Origin of the sequence: Streptomyces tatrensis (genome assembly GCF_049310065.1) — a bacterium.
Taxonomy (GTDB): domain Bacteria; phylum Actinomycetota; class Actinomycetes; order Streptomycetales; family Streptomycetaceae; genus Streptomyces.
In genome coordinates, this window is the sequence record NZ_JBMDLB010000011.1 from 2,318,398 (window position 1) to 2,337,639 (window position 19,242).

The window sequence follows — 19,242 nt, forward strand, 5'->3', positions numbered from 1 at the left end:
GAACCACGGCGCCCCGACGACCAAGACGACGGAGCGGGCCCCGGCACTTCCACAGTGCCGGGGCCCGCTCCGTCGTCTTGGTCGTCGGGGGGTGCGTGTCAGGCGTGCGGGGTCCAGAAGTCCAGCAGGGTGCCCACGCCGTGCTCCACGGACTTCCACGGGCCGGTGAAGGAGACCACGGCGATCCCGGAGGTCGGGAAGCCGCTGCGGTTCATCCGGGCCAGCACGTCGCCCTGCGCGCTCCCGGCGAGGGCGTCCGCCAGCGCGTGCATGCCGGGGTTGTGGCCGATGACCAGGAGGTTCTTCACGTCGTCGGAGGTCTCGTTGACCAGGGCGATGAGCTCGCCCAGGGAGGCCTCGTAGAGCCGTTCCTCGTACGTGGTCTTCGGCCGGTGCGGCAGCTCCTGGACGGCCAGCTTCCAGGTCTCCCTGGTCCGGGCCGCGCTGGAGCAGAGGGCCAGGTCGAAGGTGATGCCGGTCTGGGCCAGTTTCTGGCCCGCGGCCGGGGCGTCGTGACGGCCGCGCTCCGCCAGGGGGCGGTCGTGGTCCGTGCCGTCCGACCATTCGGCCTTGGCGTGCCGGAGGAGGACGATCCTGCGGGGTGTGTCGGCGCTCATGACTCCCAGCTTCGCATGAATCGAGCCACGGGGCGCAGGGTGTTGAGGGGGCCGTCACCCCCAGGTGTGGGGTGCGTGGGGCGCGCCCCGGCGCACCGGCGGCGCGGGTGGGGTCCGGTGGCTGGCGCCACGTCAGCCGACGGCGCTCAGCAGCCGTTCGGTGACCTGGACGAGGGCGGAGCCTTCGCCGGAGGCGGCGTGGGCCTGGCCGGATCCGGCGAGGAGTATGAGCAGGAGGCCGAAGGCCAGGGCGGGCAGGGCGAGCGCCCACCAGGGCAGCCGGGCGTCGGCCCCGGCGGCGCGGGAAGCGGACGGGCGGCCGGGGGCCAGGTGCGTGGGGGCCGACATGGCCGCCTCCGTGGGGTGGTCGGACGGGCTCGCTCTTGCTCTTCGAATCTAAGGATTCGAGCAGGCGGTTCCCATCCGGGACGCACCCCAGATGTCCCTGAGCCTGACCCCCTAGGGGTTGGGGGGTTAACCCCACCCCCTACGGCGAGGCGAGGGTCGCGACGACGGAGATGATCACGGTCACGAGCAGCATCGCGCCCAGCACGAGGCCGAGCTTGCGGTGGCCGTTCTGGGGGTTCGGTTCAAGTACGGGCGACATGCCGATCAGTCTCGCATGCCGCATTCGTCCTCGATCGTGCGGTCCCGGCCCGCCAGCACGCCGAGCGCGATCTGCGGGACGAGCAGACCTGCCATCAGGGCGAGGGGCAGGTCCCAGCCGCCGCTGTGCTGGTAGAGGACGCCGATGACGAGCGGTCCGGGGATGGAGATGAGGTACCCGGTGCTCTGGGCGAAGGCGGAGAGCTTGACCACGCCGGCCGGGGACTTGGCGCGCAGTCCGATCATCGTGATGACGAGCGGGAAGGCGCAGTTGGAGATGCCGAGCATGATGACCCAGGCCCATGCCCCGGCGGCGGGGGCGAAGTAGAGCCCGAGGTAGCCGGCGAGCCCGAAGAGGCCGAGGACGACCGCGATGGGGCCCTGGTTCTTCATCCGGCCCGCCAGGCCCGGGATGATGAAGGCGAGCGGGACGCCCATGACCATGGTGACCGCGAGCAGGATGCCCGCGGTGGAGGCGGAGACCCCGGCGTCGCGGAAGATCTGCGGGAGCCAGCCCATGGTGATGTACGCGCCCGTGGCCTGGAGTCCGAAGTAGCAGGCGAGGGCCCATGCCGTGCGGCTGCGCACGACGCTCGGCCCGGCGTCGGCCCGGACGGCCGGTGCCCCGCCGGCCGTGGCCGCAGCCTTCTCCTTGCGGGCGGCCGCGGCGATGGGCAGCCAGGGCACGACGGCCGCCAGGGCGAGGAGGGCCCAGATCAGCAGGCCGGTGCGCCAGCTGCCGCCGAGGGCCTGGGTCAGCGGGACGGTCGCCGCCGCGGCGAGCGAGGTGCCGGCGGCCAGGGCCATGGAGTAGAGCCCGGTCATGGTGCCGACCCGGTCGGGGAACCAGCGCTTGACGATCACCGGCAGGAGCACGTTGGTCAGGGCTATGCCCGCCAGGGTCAGGGCGCTGGCCGCGAGGAACCCGGCGGCGTTGGTGGCGAAGGGCCGGATCAGCAGGCCCGCGGCGACGGCGGCCATGCCGGCGCAGACGACGGCGGCCGGGCCGAAGCGGCGGGAGAGCCGGGGCGCGGTGACGCCGAAGACGGCGAAGCACAGGGCGGGTACGGAGGTGATGAGTCCGGCGACGGCGCCGCTCATGCCGAGGCCCTCGCGGGTCTCCTCGAACAGGGCGCCGAGGCTGGTGATGGCGGGCCGCAGGTTGAGGGCGGCCAGCACGATGCCGACGAGGAGCACGGGTCCGAGCCACGCCGGCTGCGGGGAGGCGGCGGCGGGAAGGGGGTGCGGGGTGGCCGTGCCCGCGGCCGGGGGCCGGTTCAGGATCTGGACTTCTTCGTCGGACATTCAACCATCATAGAATCATGGGATGATTGGTTGTCCACCCCGCAGCCGTATCGTTCCCGTCACCCACATCGCGCCCGCCCCGAGAGGAACCCCGACCGCATGCCGCTGACCTCGCCCCGGCGATCCGCGCTCGTCGACCAGGTGATCGCCCAGCTCCGGAACCAGATCACCACCGGCGAATGGCCCGTGGGCTCCCGCATCCCCACCGAGCCGGAGCTCGTGGAGCTGCTGGGCGTCGCCCGCAACACCGTGCGCGAGGCCGTCCGGGCCCTCGCGCACAACGGCCTCCTGGACATCCGCCAGGGCTCGGGGACCTACGTCATCGCCACCAGCGAGCTGGCCGGGGTCATGCACCGCCGCTTCGCCGGCGCCGACCCCCGGCACATCGCGGAGCTGCGCTCGACGCTGGAGTCCTCGGCGGCCCGGCTGGCGGCGGAGCGGCGGACGGCGCGGGACCTCGTACAGCTGGACGCGCTGCTGGCGCGGCGCGAGGAGGCCTGGTCGGGCGGGGACGCGGAGCCGTTCATCGCGGCGGACGTGGCCCTGCACATGGCGGTGGTGGCGGCCTCGCACAACGAGGTGCTCATCGAGCTGTACGCGGACCTCGGTGATCTGGTGGCCGACTGGCTGCGCACCGACGTGGGCACGGAGCTGGATCCCGCCGCGCACCTGGACCACGGGCGCCTGATCGAGGCGATCCGGCGCGGGGACGGGGACGCGGCGGCCTCGGAGGCGGCCGGCTATCCGTTCGTCTGCCTGGCCGAGGAGGGGCGGGGGCGGCCCGCCGGGGTCACTGCCGCTGGTGGCTGACCCAGGCGGAGCGGACTTCCTTCCAGCAGCGACCTGAGAGCTCCACCCGGCCGGCCGGGCCGAGGGCCACGGCGGCTCCGTCCCCGTCGACGTCCCACCAGCGGTCGCACTCCACGTGCAGGCGGACGAGATCGGTCTGCGGGTAGGCGTTGTGGCAGAACGCCACCACCTGCGAGCCGTCGATCTCGGTGTCGCAGTCCGCTCCGAAGAGTTCCCGGGCGGCGGGGCGTGCGGGCTGTACGGGCGGTTCTGCGGGGACCTGGGCCAGGTCGACCACGGCCGGGGCGTGGACGTCCGTACCGGACGCCGTTCCGGACGCCGGGGCGGGCACCTCGTCCCGCGCGACGGCTCCCGGGAGCAGGAATCCGGTCAGGACCACCGAGGTGACCAGCAGGGATACCGCTCGGCTCCGCCTCGCGCGCACTCCCGTACCTCCTCCCCGCAGGAGCCGGGAAGATCCCGACGGGCCCAGTTTGCAGGCAAATGTCCTGATTTTCGACTCGGGAAGATCCGGCCCGGGGGCGGACATCTGATCGAGTCGCCCCGTACGGTCCCCGCGGCGCACACCGAAACGGCGGCGGCCGCGCCTCCCGGGAGGGGAGACGCGGCCGCCGCCGTACGGATGGAACAGGGGCCGGACCGGGGAGGTCAGGCACCCATCGCGTGCAGGCCGCCGTCGACGTGGATGATCTCGCCGGTGGTGCTGGGGAACCAGTCCGACAGCAGGGCGACGACGCCCTTGGCCGCCGGCTCCGGGTCCGACATGTCCCACTCCATCGGGGAGCGGTGGTTCCAGACGTCCGCCAGGTCGGAGAAGCCCGGGATGGACTTCGCGGCCATCGAGCCGAGCGGACCCGCCGAGATCAGGTTGCAGCGGATCTTCTCCTTGCCCAGGTCGCGGGCGAGGTAGCGGCTTGTGGCCTCCAGCGCGGCCTTGGCCGGGCCCATCCAGTCGTACTGCGGCCAGGCGAACTGCGCGTCGAAGGTGAGGCCGACGACCGAGGCGCCCTCGTTCTCCGGGAAGAGCGGCTTGCAGGCCATGGTCAGCGACTTCAGCGAGAACGCCGAGACGTGCATGGCGGTGGCGACCGACTCGAACGGAGTGTTCAGGAAGTTGCCGCCGAGCGCGTCCTGCGGCGCGAAGCCGATGGAGTGGACGACGCCGTCGAGGCCGCCGAGCTCCGCGCGGACGAGACCCTCCAGGCGGGCCAGGTGCTCGTCGTTGGTGACGTCGAGCTCGATCACCTTGACCGGCTTGGGCAGCTTCTTGGCGATGCGCTCGGTCAGCGTCGGACGCGGGAACGCGGTGAGGATGACCTCGGCGCCCTGCTCCTGGGCCAGCTTGGCGACGTGGAAGGCGATGGAGGACTCCATCAGCACCCCGGAGACGAGGAGGCGCTTGCCGTCGAGAATTCCGCTCATGGTGATCAGTGACCCATGCCCAATCCGCCGTCAACGGGAATGACGGCACCAGTGATGTACGCGGCGTTGTCGGACGCCAGGAAGCTGACCGCGGCCGCGATCTCCTCGGGCCGCGCGTAGCGGCCCAGGGGCACCTGGCCGACGATGCCGGCCCGCTGCTCGTCCGTGAGCACCTTCGTCATGTCGGTGTCCACGAAGCCGGGCGCGACGACGTTGAAGGTGATGTTGCGGGAGCCCAGCTCACGGGCGAGGGAACGCGCGAAGCCGACCAGCGCCGCCTTGGAGGCGGCGTAGTTGGCCTGGCCGGCCGAGCCGAGGAGGCCGACGACCGAGGAGATCAGGACGACGCGGCCCTTCTTGGCGCGGAGCATGCCGCGGTTCGCGCGCTTGACCACGCGGAAGGTGCCGGTGAGGTTGGTGTCCACGACCGAGGCGAAATCGTCCTCGGACATGCGCATCAGCAGCGTGTCCTTGGTGATGCCGGCATTGGCCACGAGGACCTCGACCGCACCGTGGGCGTCCTCGACCTGCTTGTACGCCTGGTCGACCTGGTCGGAGTCGGTGATGTCGCAGCGGACCGCCAGCACACCGAGGGCCGTGAGCTCAGCGGGGGGCTCGCCCGACCGGTACGTGATCGCGACCTTGTCCCCCGCTTCCGCGAAGGCTCGGGCGATGGCGAGGCCGATGCCCCGGTTACCTCCGGTGACGAGAACCGAGCGGCTCAACGGATCACCCTTTCGACTAGCGGTCTGAATACCAAAAACCTATAGGTCAACTACCCCTTCCGGGGAATCGGCTCCGACAGGGCCTCGGCACGGGCTCTGTCGAGTCCCTACAGAAAGATGTAGGCACGGCAAGCCGCGACGCGACATGATCGTGCCTGCTGTCCAGACCCCCGGGAGGACCTCCGTGCCCCATTCCATCGACGCGGCCTTCACCGCGCTGCCCTTGCGGGCGCTGGCCGACGCGGCGCTCGCGCGGGCCCGCGCGCTGGGCGCCGATCATGCCGATTTCCGCCTGGAACGGATCCGCAGCGCCTCCTGGCGGCTGCGTGATGCCAAGCCCTCCGGCGGGTCCGACACCACCGACCTCGGCTTCGCGGTCCGCGTGGTGCACGGGGGGAGCTGGGGCTTCGCCTCCGGTGTGGACCTGACCATGGACGCCGCCGCCAAGGTGGCCTCGCAGGCCGTGGCCATGGCGAAGCTCTCCGCCCAGATCATCAAGGCGGCCGGTCGGACCGGGGGCACCCCCAGCGGTAGCTGGGGGAGGGTCGAGCTCGCCTCCGAGCCGGTGCACGCCGACAAGACCTGGATCTCCGCCTACGACGTGAACCCCTTCGAGGTGCCCGACACGGAGAAGGCCGCGCTGCTCGCCGACTTCAGCGCGCGTCTCCTGGCGGCCGACGGGGTGGCCCACGTGGACGCCTCGCTGCTCGCGGTCCACGAGAACAAGTTCTACGCCGACACCGCCGGCACCTCCACCACCCAGCAGCGGGTCCGCATCCACCCGCAGCTGACCGCCGTCGCCGTGAACGCGGACACCGGCGAGTTCGACTCGATGCGGACCATCGCCCCGCCGGCCGGGCGCGGCTGGGAGTACCTGACGGGCACCGGGTGGGACTGGAACGCCGAGCTGGAGGCGATCCCCGGGCTGCTCGCCGAGAAGATGCGGGCGCCGAGCGTCGAGGCCGGGCGCTACGACCTGGTCGTGGACCCGTCCAACCTGTGGCTCACCATCCACGAGTCGATCGGCCACGCCACCGAGCTGGACCGGGCGCTGGGCTACGAGGCCGCGTACGCCGGGACCTCCTTCGCCACCTTCGACCAGCTGGGCAAGCTCGCCTACGGCTCCCCGATCATGAACGTGACGGGCGACCGGACGGCCGAGCACGGGCTGGCCACCATCGGGTACGACGACGAGGGCGTCGAGGCCCAGAGCTGGGACCTGGTCAAGGACGGCACCCTGGCCGGCTACCAGACGGACCGCCGCATCGCGAAGCTGACCGGCCTCGGCCGCTCCAACGGCTGCGCCTACGCCGACTCCCCCGGGCACGTGCCCGTCCAGCGCATGGCGAACGTCTCGCTCCAGCCGGATCCGGGCGGGCTCTCCACCGAGGACCTGATCGGCGGGGTGGAACGCGGGATCTACGTGGTCGGCGACCGCTCCTGGTCCATCGACATGCAGCGCTACAACTTCCAGTTCACCGGGCAGCGCTTCTTCCGCATCGAGAACGGGAAGCTCGCCGGACAGCTCCGCGACGTCGCCTACCAGGCCACGACCACGGAGTTCTGGGGCTCGATGGAGAAGGTCGGCGGTCCGCAGACCTACGTCCTGGGCGGCGCCTTCAACTGCGGCAAGGCCCAGCCGGGCCAGGTCGCGGCGGTCTCGCACGGCTGCCCGTCCGCGCTGTTCCGCGACGTGAACATCTTGAACACCACGCAGGAGGCCGGACGATGACCTCGTCGAGTCGCACCACCAAGCCCCACGAGATCGTCGAGCGGGCGCTGGAGCTGTCCACCGCGGACGGCTGCGTCGTCATCGCCGACGAGGAGTCGAGCGCGAACCTGCGCTGGGCGGGCAACGCCCTGACCACCAACGGGGTCACCCGCGGCCGGACCCTCACGGTCATCGCCACCGTCGACGGCAAGGAAGGAACGGCCTCGGGGGTCGTCTCGCGCTCCGCCGTCACCGCCGCGGAGCTGGAGCCGCTGGTCCGGGCCGCCGAGGCGGCCGCCCGCGGCGCCGGTCCGGCGGAGGACGCACGGCCGCTGGTCACCGGCACCCCCTCCTCGCCCGACTTCGCCGACGCCCCCGCCGAGACCTCCTCGGCGGTGTTCGCGGACTTCGCCCCGGCCCTCGGCGAGGCCTTCGCCCGGGCCCGCGCGGGCGGCCGCGAGCTGTACGGCTTCGCCAACCACGAGCTGGTGTCCACGTACGTGGGCACCTCCACGGGGCTGCGCCTGCGCCACGACCAGCCCAACGGCACCCTGGAGCTCAACGCCAAGTCCCCGGACCGCCAGCGCTCGGCCTGGGCCGGCCGCGCGACCCGGGACTTCAAGGACGTGGACCCGACCGCGCTGGACGCGGAGCTGGCCGTCCGGCTCGGCTGGGCGGAGCGGAAGATCGACCTTCCGGCCGGGCGGTACGAGACGCTGCTGCCGCCCACGGCGGTGGCCGACCTGGTGATCTACCAGATGTGGTCGGCGGCGGCCCGGGACGCGGTGGAGGGCCGGACGGTCTTCTCCAAGCCCGGCGGCGGCACCCGGCTCGGCGAGCGGCTCTCCCCGCTGCCGCTGAACCTGCGCAGCGATCCGAACGCTCCGGGCCTGGAGTCCGCGCCGTTCGTGATCGCGCACAGCTCCGGCGACGACGCCTCCGTCTTCGACAACGGCCTGCCGGTCCCGGCGACCGAGTGGATCAAGGACGGTGAGCTGGCCCGGCTGACCACGACCCGGCACACCGCGGAGCTGACCGGCCTGCCGGTCTCCCCCTCCTTCGGGAACCTGATCCTGGACGCCGGCGGGGAGAAGTCCCTGGAGGAGATGGTGGCCGCCACCGAGCGCGGGCTGCTGCTGACCTGCCTCTGGTACATCCGCGAGGTGGACCCGGCGACACTGCTGCTCACCGGACTGACCCGGGACGGCGTCTACCTGGTGGAGGACGGCCAGGTCGTCGGCGAGGTCAACAACTTCCGGTTCAACGAGTCCCCCGTGGACCTGCTGTCGCGGGCCTCGGAGGCCGGCCGGACCGAGAAGACCCTGCCGCGCGAATGGAACGACTGGTTCACCAGGACCGCGATGCCGGCGCTGCGGATCCCGGACTTCAACATGAGCTCGGTCAGCAAGGGAGTCTGATCAAGGGCGTCCGACCAACGGGACGGATCAACAAAGCGTGAGAGGTGCGGGGCTTCCCCGCCTAGACTGGCGGGGAAGCCCTCAGCTTTCTGTTCCACCTCGTTCAAGGAGACCCAGAACCGTGACGGACATCGTCGACGAACTGAAGTGGCGCGGGCTCTTCGCCCAGTCCACCGACGAAGAAGCGCTGCGCAAGGCGTTCGCGGACGGTCCCGTCACGTTCTATTGCGGCTTCGACCCGACGGCGGCCTCGCTGCACGTGGGGCACCTGGTGCAGGTCCTCACCGTGCGCCGGCTCCAGCAGGCGGGCCACCGTCCGCTGGCGCTGGTCGGCGGGGCCACGGGTCAGATCGGCGACCCGCGCCCGACCGCCGAGCGCACCCTGAACGACCCGGAGACCGTCGCGAACTGGGTGACGCGCCTGCGCACCCAGATCGAGCCGTTCCTGTCCTTCGAGGGCGAGAACGCTGCGGTCATGGTCAACAACCTGGACTGGACGGCGGGCATGTCCGCCATCGAGTTCCTCCGGGACATCGGCAAGCACTTCCGCGTGAACAAGATGCTGACGAAGGACTCGGTCGCCAAGCGGCTGGAGTCCGACCAGGGCATCAGCTACACGGAGTTCAGCTACCAGCTGCTCCAGGGCATGGACTTCCTGGAGCTGTACCGCCGGCACGGCTGCGTGCTCCAGCAGGGCGGGTCCGACCAGTGGGGCAACCTGACGGCCGGTCTCGACCTGATCCACCGGGTGGAGCCGGACGCGCACGTCCACGCCATCGCGACCCCGCTGATGGTCAAGGCGGACGGCACCAAGTTCGGCAAGTCCGAGAGCGGCGCCGTCTGGCTCGACCCGGAGATGACCACCCCGTACGCGTTCTACCAGTTCTGGCTGAACGTGGACGACCGGGACGTCTCCACCTACATGCGCATCCTGTCCTTCCAGACCCGTGAGGAGCTGGAGGCGCTGGAGGCGCAGACCGCCGAGCGGCCGCAGGCGCGTGCCGCCCAGCGGGCGCTGGCGCAGGAGCTGACCACGCTGGTGCACGGCGCGGACCAGTGCGCGGCCGTGATCGCGGCGTCCAAGGCGCTGTTCGGCCAGGGCGAGCTGGCGGACCTGGACGAGGCCACCCTGGCCGCGGCCCTGTCCGAGCTGCCGCACGCGAAGGTGGCGGAGCCGGGTCTGGTCGTCGACCTGCTGGCGGAGACCGGGCTGGTCGCGAGCAAGTCGGCCGCGCGCCGGACCGTCAAGGAGGGCGGCGCCTACGTGAACAACGCGAAGGTCGTCTCCGAGGACGCGGTCCCCGCCAAGGAGGACCTGCTGCACGGGCGCTGGCTGGTGCTGCGCCGCGGCAAGAAGAACCTGGCGGCGGTCGAGGTCACCGGCTAGTCGCCGCCTCGCCACCCCTGGACCTCGCAGGCACGACGGAGGGGCCGGCCCGGACGCATCGTCCGGGCCGGCCCCTCCGTCGTGCTCCGCCTCCGCGCGGGCGGGAGCCCTCAGGTCATCTGCTTCTTGCCGCCGCGCAGCGAGCTGTAGATCAGGTCACCGAGACCGACCACCACGACGGCTCCGGCAAGTTGCAGCAGGTGCCGGATCCAGTCGATGCCGCGCGTTTCGTTGACACCGATCCAGGTCGCCACGGCGTTGCCGAGGACGGCGCCGACGATGCCGAAGATGGTGGTCAGCCAAAGGGGCTGGTGCTGCTTGCCCGGCAGGATCGCCCGGGCAATCAGTCCCAGTACAAAGCCGACGATGATCGCCCACAACCAACCCATGTCGAGCCTCCTCCTGGCGCGTTGTGCGCATGTGGGCCCAGTCTCGACCCGTCCGGCCTATTGCGCATTTCGGACGGCTCCATTCGGGGTACACCCCCTCTGCCCGGCTCCGGGCGGGCGGCGTACCGTGGAGGCGTCCGGGCCGGGGAGTGTCCGGCGAGCGATCGGGTGGTGGGTTGTGGAGCGGACGAAGCGGAACGGGGCCGAGGTCTTCCGGATCACGGGAGCGCGGATGAGCCTCGCCGAGGACGTACGGGGACGCCAGCGCCGGTACGTGATCTCGATGCTGATCAGAACCCTGTCGGTCGTCGCGACGATCGTCCTGTGGGACGTGCAGCGGCCCGTGGCCATCGTGACGCTCGTCGCGGGGGCGCTGCTGCCGTACATCGCGGTGGTCATCGCCAACGCCGGGCGGGAATCGACGCCGTCCCTGCCGTCCCACTTCGTACCGGCGCCCGTGCACCCCGTTCTGGGCGACGGGAACCTCAAGAAAAGCTCAGATCAATCATGAAGTTCCAGTGCACCGCACCGGGTCCTGCGTGACATACTGCCTACGCGCTCCGCATCCCCCGTCGGAGCGACGGACCGACGCCGGGCAGCTCCCCCCGTGGCTGCTCGGCGTCGCCATTCCGTCTTAGGGTTGAGCCGTGAATCCCCTAGACGCACTTCTGAACGACGCTTCCGCCGCCGACGCGCCCACCTGTTCCGCCAAGGCCTGCCGCGAGGCGGCCGTGTGGGTCCTGGCGTGGAACAACCCGAAGCTGCACACCCCCGAGCGCCGCAAGACCTGGCTGGCGTGCGAGGAGCACCGCGAGCACCTGTCCCAGTTCCTGGGGGTCCGCGGTTTCCTCAAGGACGTCGTGAAGCTCGACGAGTGGGAAGCGCCCGAGGGCTCGCAGCGGCCGTAGCCACTGCGAGCCCTCGGGGTCGCTCTGAACCGCCGGTGACGGCGGTGACGGCGGTCAGCCGCCGATCGCCGACATCGGGCGGTCGGGCTGCAGGAAGGTCGGGTCGTCGAGGCCGGACCCGGCCTTCTTGCCCCACATCGCCACCTTCCACAGGCGGGCGATCTCCTCGTCCGGGGCGCCCGAGCGCAGGGCGGCGCGCAGGTCGGACTCCTCGGTGGCGAAGAGGCACGTACGGATCTGGCCGTCGGCCGTGAGGCGCGTACGGTCGCAGGCGCCGCAGAACGGGCGGGTGACCGAGGCGATGACGCCGACGGTGGCGGGGCCGGCGTCGACGACCCAGCGCTCGGCCGGGGCGGAGCCGCGCTCCTCGGAGCCTTCCTCGGTGAGCGTGAAGCGGGTGCGCAGGGATTCCAGGATGTCACCGGCGGTGATCATGCCGTCGCGCTTCCAGCCGTGCTGGGCGTCGAGCGGCATCTGCTCGATGAAGCGGAGCTCGTACTCGTTCTCCACGGCCCAGGCCAGCAGGTCGGGGGCCTCGTCGTCGTTGAGTCCGGGCATCAGGACCGCATTGACCTTGACGGGGGTGAGGCCGGCGTCGCGGGCGGCGGCCATGCCCTCGATGACGTCCTTGTGGCGGTCGCGCCGGGTCAGGGTCTTGAAGACCTCGGGCCGCAGCGTGTCCAGAGAAACGTTCACCCGGTCCAGGCCGGCGGCCTTGAGGGCCTGCGCGGTGCGCTTGAGGCCGATGCCGTTGGTGGTCAGCGACATCTTGGGGCGGGGCTCCAGGGCCGCGCACTGCTCGACGATCCCGACGAGGCCGGGGCGCAGCAGCGGCTCGCCGCCGGTGAAGCGGACTTCCTTGATCCCGAGCTGGGTGACGGCGATGCGGATCAGCCGGACGATCTCTTCGTCACTGAGCAGATCGGACTTGCCGAGCCACTGCAGGCCCTCCTCGGGCATGCAGTACGTACAGCGCAGATTGCACCGGTCGGTGAGCGAGACACGCAGGTCAGTGGCCACGCGGCCGTAAGTGTCGAGAAGCACTGTGAGCCCCCTCCCCTGTCCGGTTTGTAGAGGTTTGCGCCGTAGCGGATGAGAGTACGAGCGCTACTGACGAGCCTACGCGAACCCCGTGACATGTAGGGGTGCCGGAATGAACGAGACGAGGCGTGGCCGTGTCGTAGGGAAATACGACACGGCCACGCTGGGTGTTCGGAGCAATCCGGTGCGGCGCAGGCCGTCAGTGCGCGCCGGTGCCGGTGAGCGACCGGACCTCGAGCTCGGCGAACTTCTGGGGGTCGGCCTTCTCCTTGGAGAGGACGGTTCCCAGCCACCCGAGCAGGAAGCCGAGCGGGATGGAGATGATGCCGGGGTTCTCCAGGGGGAACCAGTAGAAGTCGGCGCCCTTGAACATCGAGGTGGGCTTGCCGGAGACGACCGGCGAGAAGAGCACCAGGACGACCGAGGAGACCAGGCCGCCGTAGATGGACCACAGGGCGCCCTGGGTGGTGAAGCGCTTCCAGAAGAGGCTGTAGAGGATCGTCGGCAGGTTGGCGGAGGCGGCGACCGCGAAGGCCAGCGCGACGAGGCCGGCCACGTTGAGGTCGCGGGCCAGGGCGCCGAGACCGATGGCCACGGCTCCGATGACCACGGTGGACCAGCGGGCCGCCCGTACCTCTTCCTTCTCGGTGGCCTTGCCCTTGCGGATCACGTTGACGTAGAGGTCGTGCGCGAAGGACGAGGAGGAGGCCAGGGTCAGGCCCGCGACGACCGCGAGGATCGTGGCGAAGGCCACCGCCGAGATCACGGCGAGCAGGACGGCGCCTCCGGTGGAGCCCGCACCGCCGCCGATCTCCTGGGCGAGCAGCGGGGCCGCGGTGGTGCCGGCCTTGTTGGAGGCGATGATGTCGGCCCGGTTGAGCAGGGCCGCGGCGCCGAAGCCGAGGACGATCGTCATCAGGTAGAAGGCGCCGATGATGCCGATGGCCCAGTTCACGGACTTGCGGGCGGCCTTGGCCGTGGGGACCGTGTAGAAGCGGATCAGGATGTGCGGCAGGCCGGCGGTGCCCAGGACCAGGGCGAGGCCGAGCGAGAGGAAGTCCAGCTTCGAGAGCGAGTCCTTGCCGTACTTCAGGCCGGGCTCCAGGAACTTCACGCCCTGCCCGCTGTTGTCGGCGGCCTTGCCGAGCAGGTCCGAGATGTTGAAGTTGAACTTCCACAGCACCAGGAAGGTGATCAGCAGCGTGCCCGCGATCAGCAGCACGGCCTTGATCATCTGGACCCAGGTGGTGCCCTTCATCCCGCCGATGGTGACGTAGAGGATCATCAGGACGCCGACCAGGGAGACGATCACGACCTTGCCGAAGTCGCTGGTGATGCCGAGGAGCAGCGAGACGAGCACGCCGGCGCCGGCCATCTGGGCGAGCAGGTAGAAGATCGAGACCACGATGGTGGAGGTGCCGGCGGCGGTGCGTACGGGGCGCTGGCGCATCCGGTACGCGAGCACGTCGCCCATCGTGTAGCGGCCGGAGTTGCGCAGCGGCTCGGCGACCAGGAGCAGGGCCACCAGCCAGGCGACGAGGAAGCCGATCGAGTAGAGGAAGCCGTCGTAGCCGAAGAGCGCGATGGCTCCGGCGATGCCGAGGAAGGACGCGGCGGACATGTAGTCGCCGGAGATGGCCAGGCCGTTCTGGAATCCGGTGAACTGGCGGCCGCCCGCGTAGAAGTCGGCGGCGTCCTTGGTCTGGCGTCCGGCCCAGACCGTGATGGCCAGGGTGGCGACGACGAACAGCCCGAACAGGGTGATGATCAGCGGGCGGTGCTCGGAGGCGCCGGCGGCGGTGGTCGTACCCGCCGTGGCCGCTCCCGCGACCGCCACGTACAGCGGCGCGCTCATTCGCCCGCCTCCATCCTTGCCTTGATGGCCGAGGCCTTGGGGTCGAGCTGGGTCGCCGCGTGGCGCGAGTACAGCCAGGCGATGAGGAAGGTCGTCGCGAACTGGCCGAGGCCCAGGACGAGGGCCACGTTGATGTTGCCGAAGAGCTTCGTCCCCATGAAGCCGCCCGCGTAGCTGGAGAGCAGGACGTAGAGCAGGTACCAGGCGATGAACGCCACGGTGAGCGGGAAGGCGAAGGAGCGGTGGGCGCGGCGCAGTTCGGCGAACTCCTCGCTCTGCTGGACGCGTACGAACTCTTCGGCCGCGGGGGTCGCCGGCGGCGTTCCCGTGCTGCCCGGGGGCGGCGCTGCTTCGGTGGTCACGGGGGACTCTCCTTGTGACGCGGGTGCGGTGGGGATGACGGACAAAACAACCTCCGTGGGGGGACGGTGGTGCCGATCCCCCTGTCAACGGCACGTCCGGCGCGTCGGGGTGGTTCAACACCTGTTTGTTTCTTTGGGAACTGATTCCTCGAACTAATGGCGCAGAGGGGAACAGAAACGCTAAGTTCGCCTGTCATGAACCCGTCCGTCGCGACCGCGCCCGGACGGCTTTTTCAAAGATGATCTGGAGAACCCATGGCTCATCTGGGATCCGGCCGCCGGCGTGCTCTCGCCGTACCGGTCGGCCTGGCGCTCACCGCCTCGCTCGCCTTCCTGCCCTCGGTCGCGGCTTCAGCCGCACCGCTGAGCATCACGGCGGACGCGGCTGCGACCTCTACGGCCGAGACGACCGGCCCGAAGCTGTCGTACGTGGCGAACCTGAAGACCTATGCCACGGTGACGGCGGCGAAGAAGGCCATCGAGCGGGCCGGTGGAACGGTGGTGACGGCCTATGAGCAGATAGGGGTCGTCGTCGCGCACTCCCAGAACCCCGACTTCGCCAAGCAGCTGCGCGCCAACCGCGGTCTGTTCGACTCGGTCGGCGCCACCCGTACGGCCCCCCTCTCGGCGGTGCAGACCACCGACGAGGGCGCGACGCAGCAGCTGAGCGCGGCGGACGCCGCCAAGGCGGCAGCGGCGGCCCAGGAGGGTCAGGAGCCGCTGGAGTCCAACCAGTGGGACCTGCGGACGATCAAGGCCGATCAGGCTCACAAGATCAACGATGGCAGCCAGGACGTCACTGTGGGCGTCATCGACACGGGTGTCGACGACACTCACCCCGACATCGCGCCGAACTTCTCCAAGGAGCAGTCGGCCAACTGTGTCGGCGGCGTCGCGGACACCAGCGAGGGCGCCTGGCGTCCCTACGTGGACGGCAGCGACCACGGCACGCACGTGGCCGGCACCATCGCGGCCCCGCGCAACGGCCTCGGCATCAGCGGTGTCGCGCCGGGCGTCAAGGTCGCCGGCATCAAGGTGAGCGAGCCCGGCACCAGCCTCTTCTACACCGAGGCGGTCGTCTGCGGCTTCATGTTCGCCGCCGAGAAGGGGATCGAGGTGACCAACAACAGCTACTACGTCGACCCCTGGCTCTACAACTGCAAGGCCGACGAGGACCAGAAGGCGCTGGTGGAGGCCATCGGCCGCGCCACCAAGTACTCCGAGCGCAAGGGCACGCTGCACGTGGCCTCGGCCGGAAACTCCAACCACGACCTGGCCGGCGACTCGATCCTCGACGACACCAGCCCGAACGACACCACCCCGGTGCCGCGCACCATCGACCCGAGCGTCTGCTTCGACCTGCCCACCCAGCTCCCGGGCGTGGTCACGGTGTCGGCGACCGGTGACAAGGGCCTGCGCTCGTACTACTCCAGCTACGGCCTCGGAGTCGTCGACGTCGCCGCCCCCGGTGGCGACAAGTGGCAGATCCCGGCCACCCCGGACGCCAACGGCCGCGTGCTGTCGACGGTCCCGGGCGGCGGCTACGGCTACAAGCAGGGCACCTCGATGGCCGCCCCGCACGTCGCCGGCGTCGCGGCGCTCCTCAAGAGCGCCCACCCGTACGCCTCGCCCGCGATGATCCAGGCGATGCTCAAGGGCCAGGCCACGAAGACGGACTGCCCGACCCAGATATACGACAGGGCGGGCACCCTGATCGACGCCACCACCTGCGAGAGCGGCTGGGGCCAGACGGGCTACTACGGCTACGGCGTGGTCGACGCGCTGAAGGCCGTCAAGTAACCGGCTGAAACGCGGGGAAGGGCCGGGCGGGGAACATCCCGCCCGGCCCTTCCTTGTTCCCTGTCGCCGAGGCCCTGCCGTCAGGGCTTGATCATGACCTTCAGCGCGCTGCGGTCGTCCATCGCCCGGTAGCCGTCCGGGACCTCGTCCAGGGTGACGGCACGGTCGAAGACCGGCGACGGGTCGATCGCACCGCTGAGCACGTCCGCGAGCAGCTCGGGGATGTACGCGCGGACCGGCGCGACCCCGCCGCGCAGGGTGAGGTTGCGGTCGAACATGACCCCGAGGTCGAGGCCGGTGCCGCTGCCGTGCGGGACGCCGACGTAGCCGATGGCCCCGCCGTCGCGGGCGATGTTCACCGCGGTGCGCATGGACATCTCGGTGCCGACCGCCTCGATGACCGAGTGGGCGCCCTGGCCGCCGGTGAGTTCGCGCACGGCCGCCTCGGCGGCCTCGCCGCGCTCGGCGACCACGTCGGTGGCGCCGAAGAGCTTGGCGATGTCCGTACGGGCGGCGTGCCGGCCCAGTGCGATGATCCGGTCGGCGCCCAGGCGCTTGGCCGCGAGGACCCCGCACAGGCCGACCGCGCCGTCGCCGACGACGGCGACCGTGGAGCCCTTGCGGACCCCCGCGCCGAGCGCGGCGTGGTGGCCGGTCCCCATGACGTCGGACAGCGCGAGGAGCGCGGTCAGCAGGTGGTCGTCGGAGGCGGCGTCGGCGGGAAGCTTCACCAGCGTGCCGTCGGCGTGCGGGACCCGGACGGCCTCGCCCTGGCCGCCGTCGTGGCCGACCGAGCCCCAGAAGCCGCCGTGCTCACAGGAGGTGTAGAGGCCCTCGGAGCAGTAGGCGCAGGTGCCGTCGGACCACATGAAGGGGGCGACGACGAGGTCTCCGGCGCGCAGGTCCGAGACGGCGGAGCCGGTCTCCTCGACGACGCCGAGGAACTCGTGGCCGATGCGCTGGCCCGGCTGGCGCTTGGCCTCGCCGCGGTAGGCCCAGAGGTCGCTGCCGCAGATGCAGGCACGCAGGACGCGGACGACGGCGTCCTCGGGGCGCTGGATCGCAGCGTCGGGCACCTCCTCCACGCGGATGTCGTGCGGGGCGTGGATGACGGTGGCGCGCATGGTGGTGCAGTCCTCCGGTTAGGAAGCGGTTGAGCCCTGTAGGGCCTCCCTACCGTACGCCCGCTCCGGTGCGAGTGCTCCCGTGGCCAGCAGGTACTGGGCCGCCACGTAGGTGGCCATGACCCAGAAGTCCGCGCGGGGCAGCTGTGGCCACTCGGCGACCCCGGTGGCGATGAGCGTGTCGGAGAGCAGGAACAGCGCCCCGCCGAGCCCGGCCCTGCGCCCCAGGGCGCTGGAGCGGTAGGCCATGGCGGTGAGCAGCAGGCTGTACCCGGCGACCGGGATCCGCAGTTCTGCGGGCAGGTCGCTCCAGAGCAGCGTGACGGTGGACAGCAGCGCGGCGGCGTACGCGGCCCCGAGCAGGGGGCCGGTCCGGCGGCGGCCGAAGAGGCTGTGCCTGCCGAAAAGCGTGAGGTAGCAGACGTGCCCGGCGGCGAAGGAGCCCATGCCGATCAGGAAGGCGAGGTCGGCGTCGAAGAGCAGGGCCAGGTCGCCGCCCCAGCCGAACAGCAGGGCCGCGACCAGCAGCCGGGGGGCGCGCAGGGTGATGACGTAGGCGACGAGCAGCGGCATCAGCAGCGGCTTGGCGATGACGTGCCCGGTGTGCCAGCCCGCCAGCAGGGATCCGAGGTCCAGGGCGGTGGCGGCGGCGGCGGCCACCAGCAGCGCCCTGGTGGCGAAGCCGGAGCCCGGGGGGACGACGGGGCGCGCCCAGGCGGGCGTACGGGACCCCGCGCGCTCGGTGGATCCGGTGGCGCTCACGCGGCGTGCTCCGGGGCGGGAGCGGGCGCCTGGCCCGGGGCGGTCCGCGCGGCCTGCTCGGCCTGCGCCGTCTGCGCGGGCTCCGCGGGATGCGCCGTCTGCACCGCCTGCGCGGGCTGCCAGCCGGGGCCGCGGAACACGCGTCCGGCGCGCTCGCGCCAGGTGGTGGCCCCGCGCACGTCCCGGGCGATGGAGGCGTACTCGTGGGTGGCGACGCGCAGCGGGTTGTAGGTGCCGATGTTCTTGGTGAGGCCGAAGACGGGCTTGTCGGTCTCGCCGACCCAGGAGCCGAACATGCGGTCCCAGACGATCAGGATGCCGCCGAAGTTGCGGTCCAGGTAGCCGCCCTGGGAGGCGTGGTGGACGCGGTGGTGGGAGGGGGAGTTGAAGACGTACTCGATCGGCCGGGGCAGCTTGTCGATGCGCTCGGTGTGGATCCAGAACTGGTAGACGAGGTTGACCGAGTAGCAGAAGGCGATGGCGGCCGGGTGCACGCCCAGCGCGATCATCGGGAGGTAGAAGGGCCAGGAGGTGGCGCTGGTCCAGGGCTGGCGCAGGGCGGTGGTGAGGTTGAACTTGCGGCTGCTGTGGTGGACCACGTGGCAGGCCCACAGGATCCGGATCACGTGGTGGCCGCGGTGCTGCCAGTAGTAGAGGAAGTCCTGGGCGAGCAGCATCAGCGGGATGGTCCACCACAGGACGGGGACGCGCAGCGGGGTGAGCTCGTAGACCGCGGTGTAGATCGCGACGATCGGGATCTTCCAGAGGAAGTCGAAGCCGAGGCTGCCGATCCCCATGCCGAGGCTGGTGACGGCGTCCTTGGTCTCGTACCCGGCGGCGTCCTCGTCGGGATGGATGCGGTAGCTCACGAGCTCGATCACGGTGAGCAGGACGAAGGCGGGTATGGACCACAGCACGACATCGGGCAGGTTCGGCATGTCCGCACCATAGAGGCGGCTTCGGGGGCTCGGCTAGAGGTTGTTACCGATCGGTATCCATC

At 70.9% G+C, this 19,242-nt stretch carries 21 protein-coding genes; 7 read left to right on the forward strand and 14 right to left on the reverse strand.

The genetic code is table 11. The features are described from left to right. Positions 1 to 98: 98 nt before the first annotated feature. The 4 genes from ACODT5_RS26195 to ACODT5_RS26210 form a co-directional block, all read right to left on the reverse strand. Positions 99 to 617, reverse strand: a complete 519-nt coding sequence (locus ACODT5_RS26195) for a SixA phosphatase family protein (RefSeq protein WP_422521676.1) — start codon at positions 615 to 617, stop codon at positions 99 to 101. Between the two features lie 132 nt (positions 618 to 749). Next, complete coding sequence (locus ACODT5_RS26200) at positions 750 to 965, reverse strand: hypothetical protein (RefSeq protein WP_422521677.1); 216 nt, start codon at positions 963 to 965, stop codon at positions 750 to 752. A 139-nt stretch (positions 966 to 1,104) separates the two neighbouring features. Then, positions 1,105 to 1,224 (reverse strand): SGM_5486 family transporter-associated protein, encoded by a 120-nt coding sequence (locus ACODT5_RS26205; RefSeq protein WP_422521678.1) that lies wholly within the window; start codon positions 1,222 to 1,224, stop codon positions 1,105 to 1,107. A 5-nt stretch (positions 1,225 to 1,229) separates the two neighbouring features. Then, the gene (locus ACODT5_RS26210) at positions 1,230 to 2,528 is read right to left on the reverse strand and encodes a CynX/NimT family MFS transporter (protein ID WP_422521679.1); all 1,299 of its coding nucleotides are present in this window, start codon (positions 2,526 to 2,528) and stop codon (positions 1,230 to 1,232) included. Positions 2,529 to 2,627: 99 nt separating this feature from the next. Here ACODT5_RS26210 and ACODT5_RS26215 point away from each other — a divergent pair, with 99 nt between their 5' ends. After that, positions 2,628 to 3,338, forward strand: coding sequence for a FadR/GntR family transcriptional regulator (locus ACODT5_RS26215; protein ID WP_422521680.1), 711 nt, complete (start codon positions 2,628 to 2,630; stop codon positions 3,336 to 3,338). On the opposite strand, the gene ACODT5_RS26220 is transcribed toward ACODT5_RS26215, so the two are convergent. From ACODT5_RS26220 to fabG, 3 genes are all read right to left on the reverse strand, one after another. After that, positions 3,319 to 3,762, reverse strand: a complete 444-nt coding sequence (locus ACODT5_RS26220; RefSeq protein WP_422521681.1) for a hypothetical protein — start codon at positions 3,760 to 3,762, stop codon at positions 3,319 to 3,321. The two genes, ACODT5_RS26215 and ACODT5_RS26220, sit on opposite strands and share 20 nt — an antisense overlap. A gap of 224 nt (positions 3,763 to 3,986) precedes the next feature. Beyond that, a complete protein-coding gene (gene fabI, locus ACODT5_RS26225) occupies positions 3,987 to 4,760 on the reverse strand; it encodes an enoyl-ACP reductase FabI (RefSeq protein ID WP_422521682.1) in 774 nt (257 codons plus the stop codon). 5 nt (positions 4,761 to 4,765) lie between these two features. After that, positions 4,766 to 5,485 (reverse strand): 3-oxoacyl-[acyl-carrier-protein] reductase, encoded by a 720-nt coding sequence (gene fabG / locus ACODT5_RS26230; protein ID WP_422521683.1) that lies wholly within the window; start codon positions 5,483 to 5,485, stop codon positions 4,766 to 4,768. A 145-nt stretch (positions 5,486 to 5,630) separates the two neighbouring features. Here fabG and ACODT5_RS26235 point away from each other — a divergent pair, with 145 nt between their 5' ends. From ACODT5_RS26235 to tyrS, 3 genes are all read left to right on the forward strand, one after another. Beyond that, on the forward strand, positions 5,631 to 7,217 hold the full coding sequence (locus ACODT5_RS26235; RefSeq protein WP_422521684.1) for a TldD/PmbA family protein: 1,587 nt from the start codon (positions 5,631 to 5,633) through the stop codon (positions 7,215 to 7,217). Beyond that, complete coding sequence (locus tag ACODT5_RS26240; RefSeq protein ID WP_422521685.1) at positions 7,214 to 8,614, forward strand: metallopeptidase TldD-related protein; 1,401 nt, start codon at positions 7,214 to 7,216, stop codon at positions 8,612 to 8,614. Before ACODT5_RS26235 ends, ACODT5_RS26240 begins: the two co-directional genes overlap by 4 nt. Positions 8,615 to 8,735: 121 nt before the next feature. After that, a complete protein-coding gene (tyrS, locus tag ACODT5_RS26245; RefSeq protein ID WP_422521686.1) occupies positions 8,736 to 10,001 on the forward strand; it encodes a tyrosine--tRNA ligase in 1,266 nt (421 codons plus the stop codon). 110 nt (positions 10,002 to 10,111) lie between these two features. Here tyrS and ACODT5_RS26250 read toward each other — a convergent pair whose 3' ends face one another. Next, positions 10,112 to 10,390, reverse strand: coding sequence for a GlsB/YeaQ/YmgE family stress response membrane protein (locus tag ACODT5_RS26250; RefSeq protein WP_250742233.1), 279 nt, complete (start codon positions 10,388 to 10,390; stop codon positions 10,112 to 10,114). 178 nt (positions 10,391 to 10,568) lie between these two features. On the opposite strand from ACODT5_RS26250, the gene ACODT5_RS26255 reads away from it, so the two are divergent. Then, on the forward strand, positions 10,569 to 10,901 hold the full coding sequence (locus tag ACODT5_RS26255) for a DUF3099 domain-containing protein (RefSeq protein WP_422521687.1): 333 nt from the start codon (positions 10,569 to 10,571) through the stop codon (positions 10,899 to 10,901). Positions 10,902 to 11,037: 136 nt separating this feature from the next. Next, positions 11,038 to 11,298: a hypothetical protein gene (locus ACODT5_RS26260; RefSeq protein WP_422521688.1), complete on the forward strand. Its 261-nt coding sequence runs from the start codon at positions 11,038 to 11,040 to the stop codon at positions 11,296 to 11,298. 54 nt (positions 11,299 to 11,352) lie between these two features. On the opposite strand, the gene moaA is transcribed toward ACODT5_RS26260, so the two are convergent. The 3 genes from moaA to ACODT5_RS26275 form a co-directional block, all read right to left on the reverse strand. Then, the gene (moaA, locus tag ACODT5_RS26265; protein ID WP_422521689.1) at positions 11,353 to 12,342 is read right to left on the reverse strand and encodes a GTP 3',8-cyclase MoaA; all 990 of its coding nucleotides are present in this window, start codon (positions 12,340 to 12,342) and stop codon (positions 11,353 to 11,355) included. Positions 12,343 to 12,538: 196 nt separating this feature from the next. Next, positions 12,539 to 14,194, reverse strand: a complete 1,656-nt coding sequence (locus tag ACODT5_RS26270; protein WP_422521690.1) for a solute symporter family protein — start codon at positions 14,192 to 14,194, stop codon at positions 12,539 to 12,541. Continuing rightward, positions 14,191 to 14,556 carry a DUF485 domain-containing protein gene (locus ACODT5_RS26275; RefSeq protein ID WP_422521691.1) on the reverse strand — a complete coding sequence of 122 codons (366 nt, stop codon included), beginning with the start codon at positions 14,554 to 14,556 and terminating at the stop codon, positions 14,191 to 14,193. Before ACODT5_RS26275 ends, ACODT5_RS26270 begins: the two co-directional genes overlap by 4 nt. A gap of 255 nt (positions 14,557 to 14,811) precedes the next feature. On the opposite strand from ACODT5_RS26275, the gene ACODT5_RS26280 reads away from it, so the two are divergent. After that, on the forward strand, positions 14,812 to 16,356 hold the full coding sequence (locus tag ACODT5_RS26280; protein WP_422521692.1) for a S8 family serine peptidase: 1,545 nt from the start codon (positions 14,812 to 14,814) through the stop codon (positions 16,354 to 16,356). An 80-nt stretch (positions 16,357 to 16,436) separates the two neighbouring features. Here the strand turns inward: ACODT5_RS26280 and ACODT5_RS26285 are convergent, their stop codons facing one another. Genes ACODT5_RS26285 through ACODT5_RS26295 form a run of 3 tightly spaced genes read right to left on the reverse strand, consistent with a single transcriptional unit; the run spans position 16,437 to position 19,180 of the window. Continuing rightward, positions 16,437 to 17,480 (reverse strand): zinc-dependent alcohol dehydrogenase family protein, encoded by a 1,044-nt coding sequence (locus tag ACODT5_RS26285; RefSeq protein ID WP_422521693.1) that lies wholly within the window; start codon positions 17,478 to 17,480, stop codon positions 16,437 to 16,439. 18 nt (positions 17,481 to 17,498) lie between these two features. Further along, positions 17,499 to 18,242, reverse strand: a complete 744-nt coding sequence (locus tag ACODT5_RS26290; protein WP_422521694.1) for a lysoplasmalogenase — start codon at positions 18,240 to 18,242, stop codon at positions 17,499 to 17,501. Further along, the gene (locus ACODT5_RS26295) at positions 18,239 to 19,180 is read right to left on the reverse strand and encodes a sterol desaturase family protein (protein WP_422521695.1); all 942 of its coding nucleotides are present in this window, start codon (positions 19,178 to 19,180) and stop codon (positions 18,239 to 18,241) included. Before ACODT5_RS26295 ends, ACODT5_RS26290 begins: the two co-directional genes overlap by 4 nt. Positions 19,181 to 19,242 lie beyond the last annotated feature (62 nt).

Excerpts from the sequence above, each read along its gene's own strand:
- ACODT5_RS26195 (WP_422521676.1), bottom strand. The coding sequence starts at position 617 with ATGAGCGCCGACACACCCCGCAGGATCGTCCTCCTCCGGCACGCCAAG.
- ACODT5_RS26200 (WP_422521677.1), bottom strand. The coding sequence starts at position 965 with ATGTCGGCCCCCACGCACCTGGCCCCCGGCCGCCCGTCCGCTTCCCGC.
- ACODT5_RS26205 (WP_422521678.1), bottom strand. The coding sequence starts at position 1,224 with ATGTCGCCCGTACTTGAACCGAACCCCCAGAACGGCCACCGCAAGCTC.
- ACODT5_RS26210 (WP_422521679.1), bottom strand. The coding sequence starts at position 2,528 with ATGTCCGACGAAGAAGTCCAGATCCTGAACCGGCCCCCGGCCGCGGGC.
- ACODT5_RS26215 (WP_422521680.1), top strand. The coding sequence starts at position 2,628 with ATGCCGCTGACCTCGCCCCGGCGATCCGCGCTCGTCGACCAGGTGATC.
- fabI (WP_422521682.1), bottom strand. The coding sequence starts at position 4,760 with ATGAGCGGAATTCTCGACGGCAAGCGCCTCCTCGTCTCCGGGGTGCTG.
- ACODT5_RS26235 (WP_422521684.1), top strand. The coding sequence starts at position 5,631 with ATGATCGTGCCTGCTGTCCAGACCCCCGGGAGGACCTCCGTGCCCCAT.
- ACODT5_RS26240 (WP_422521685.1), top strand. The coding sequence starts at position 7,214 with ATGACCTCGTCGAGTCGCACCACCAAGCCCCACGAGATCGTCGAGCGG.
- ACODT5_RS26250 (WP_250742233.1), bottom strand. The coding sequence starts at position 10,390 with ATGGGTTGGTTGTGGGCGATCATCGTCGGCTTTGTACTGGGACTGATT.
- ACODT5_RS26270 (WP_422521690.1), bottom strand. The coding sequence starts at position 14,194 with ATGAGCGCGCCGCTGTACGTGGCGGTCGCGGGAGCGGCCACGGCGGGT.
- ACODT5_RS26280 (WP_422521692.1), top strand. The coding sequence starts at position 14,812 with ATGGCTCATCTGGGATCCGGCCGCCGGCGTGCTCTCGCCGTACCGGTC.
- ACODT5_RS26285 (WP_422521693.1), bottom strand. The coding sequence starts at position 17,480 with ATGCGCGCCACCGTCATCCACGCCCCGCACGACATCCGCGTGGAGGAG.
- ACODT5_RS26295 (WP_422521695.1), bottom strand. The coding sequence starts at position 19,180 with ATGCCGAACCTGCCCGATGTCGTGCTGTGGTCCATACCCGCCTTCGTC.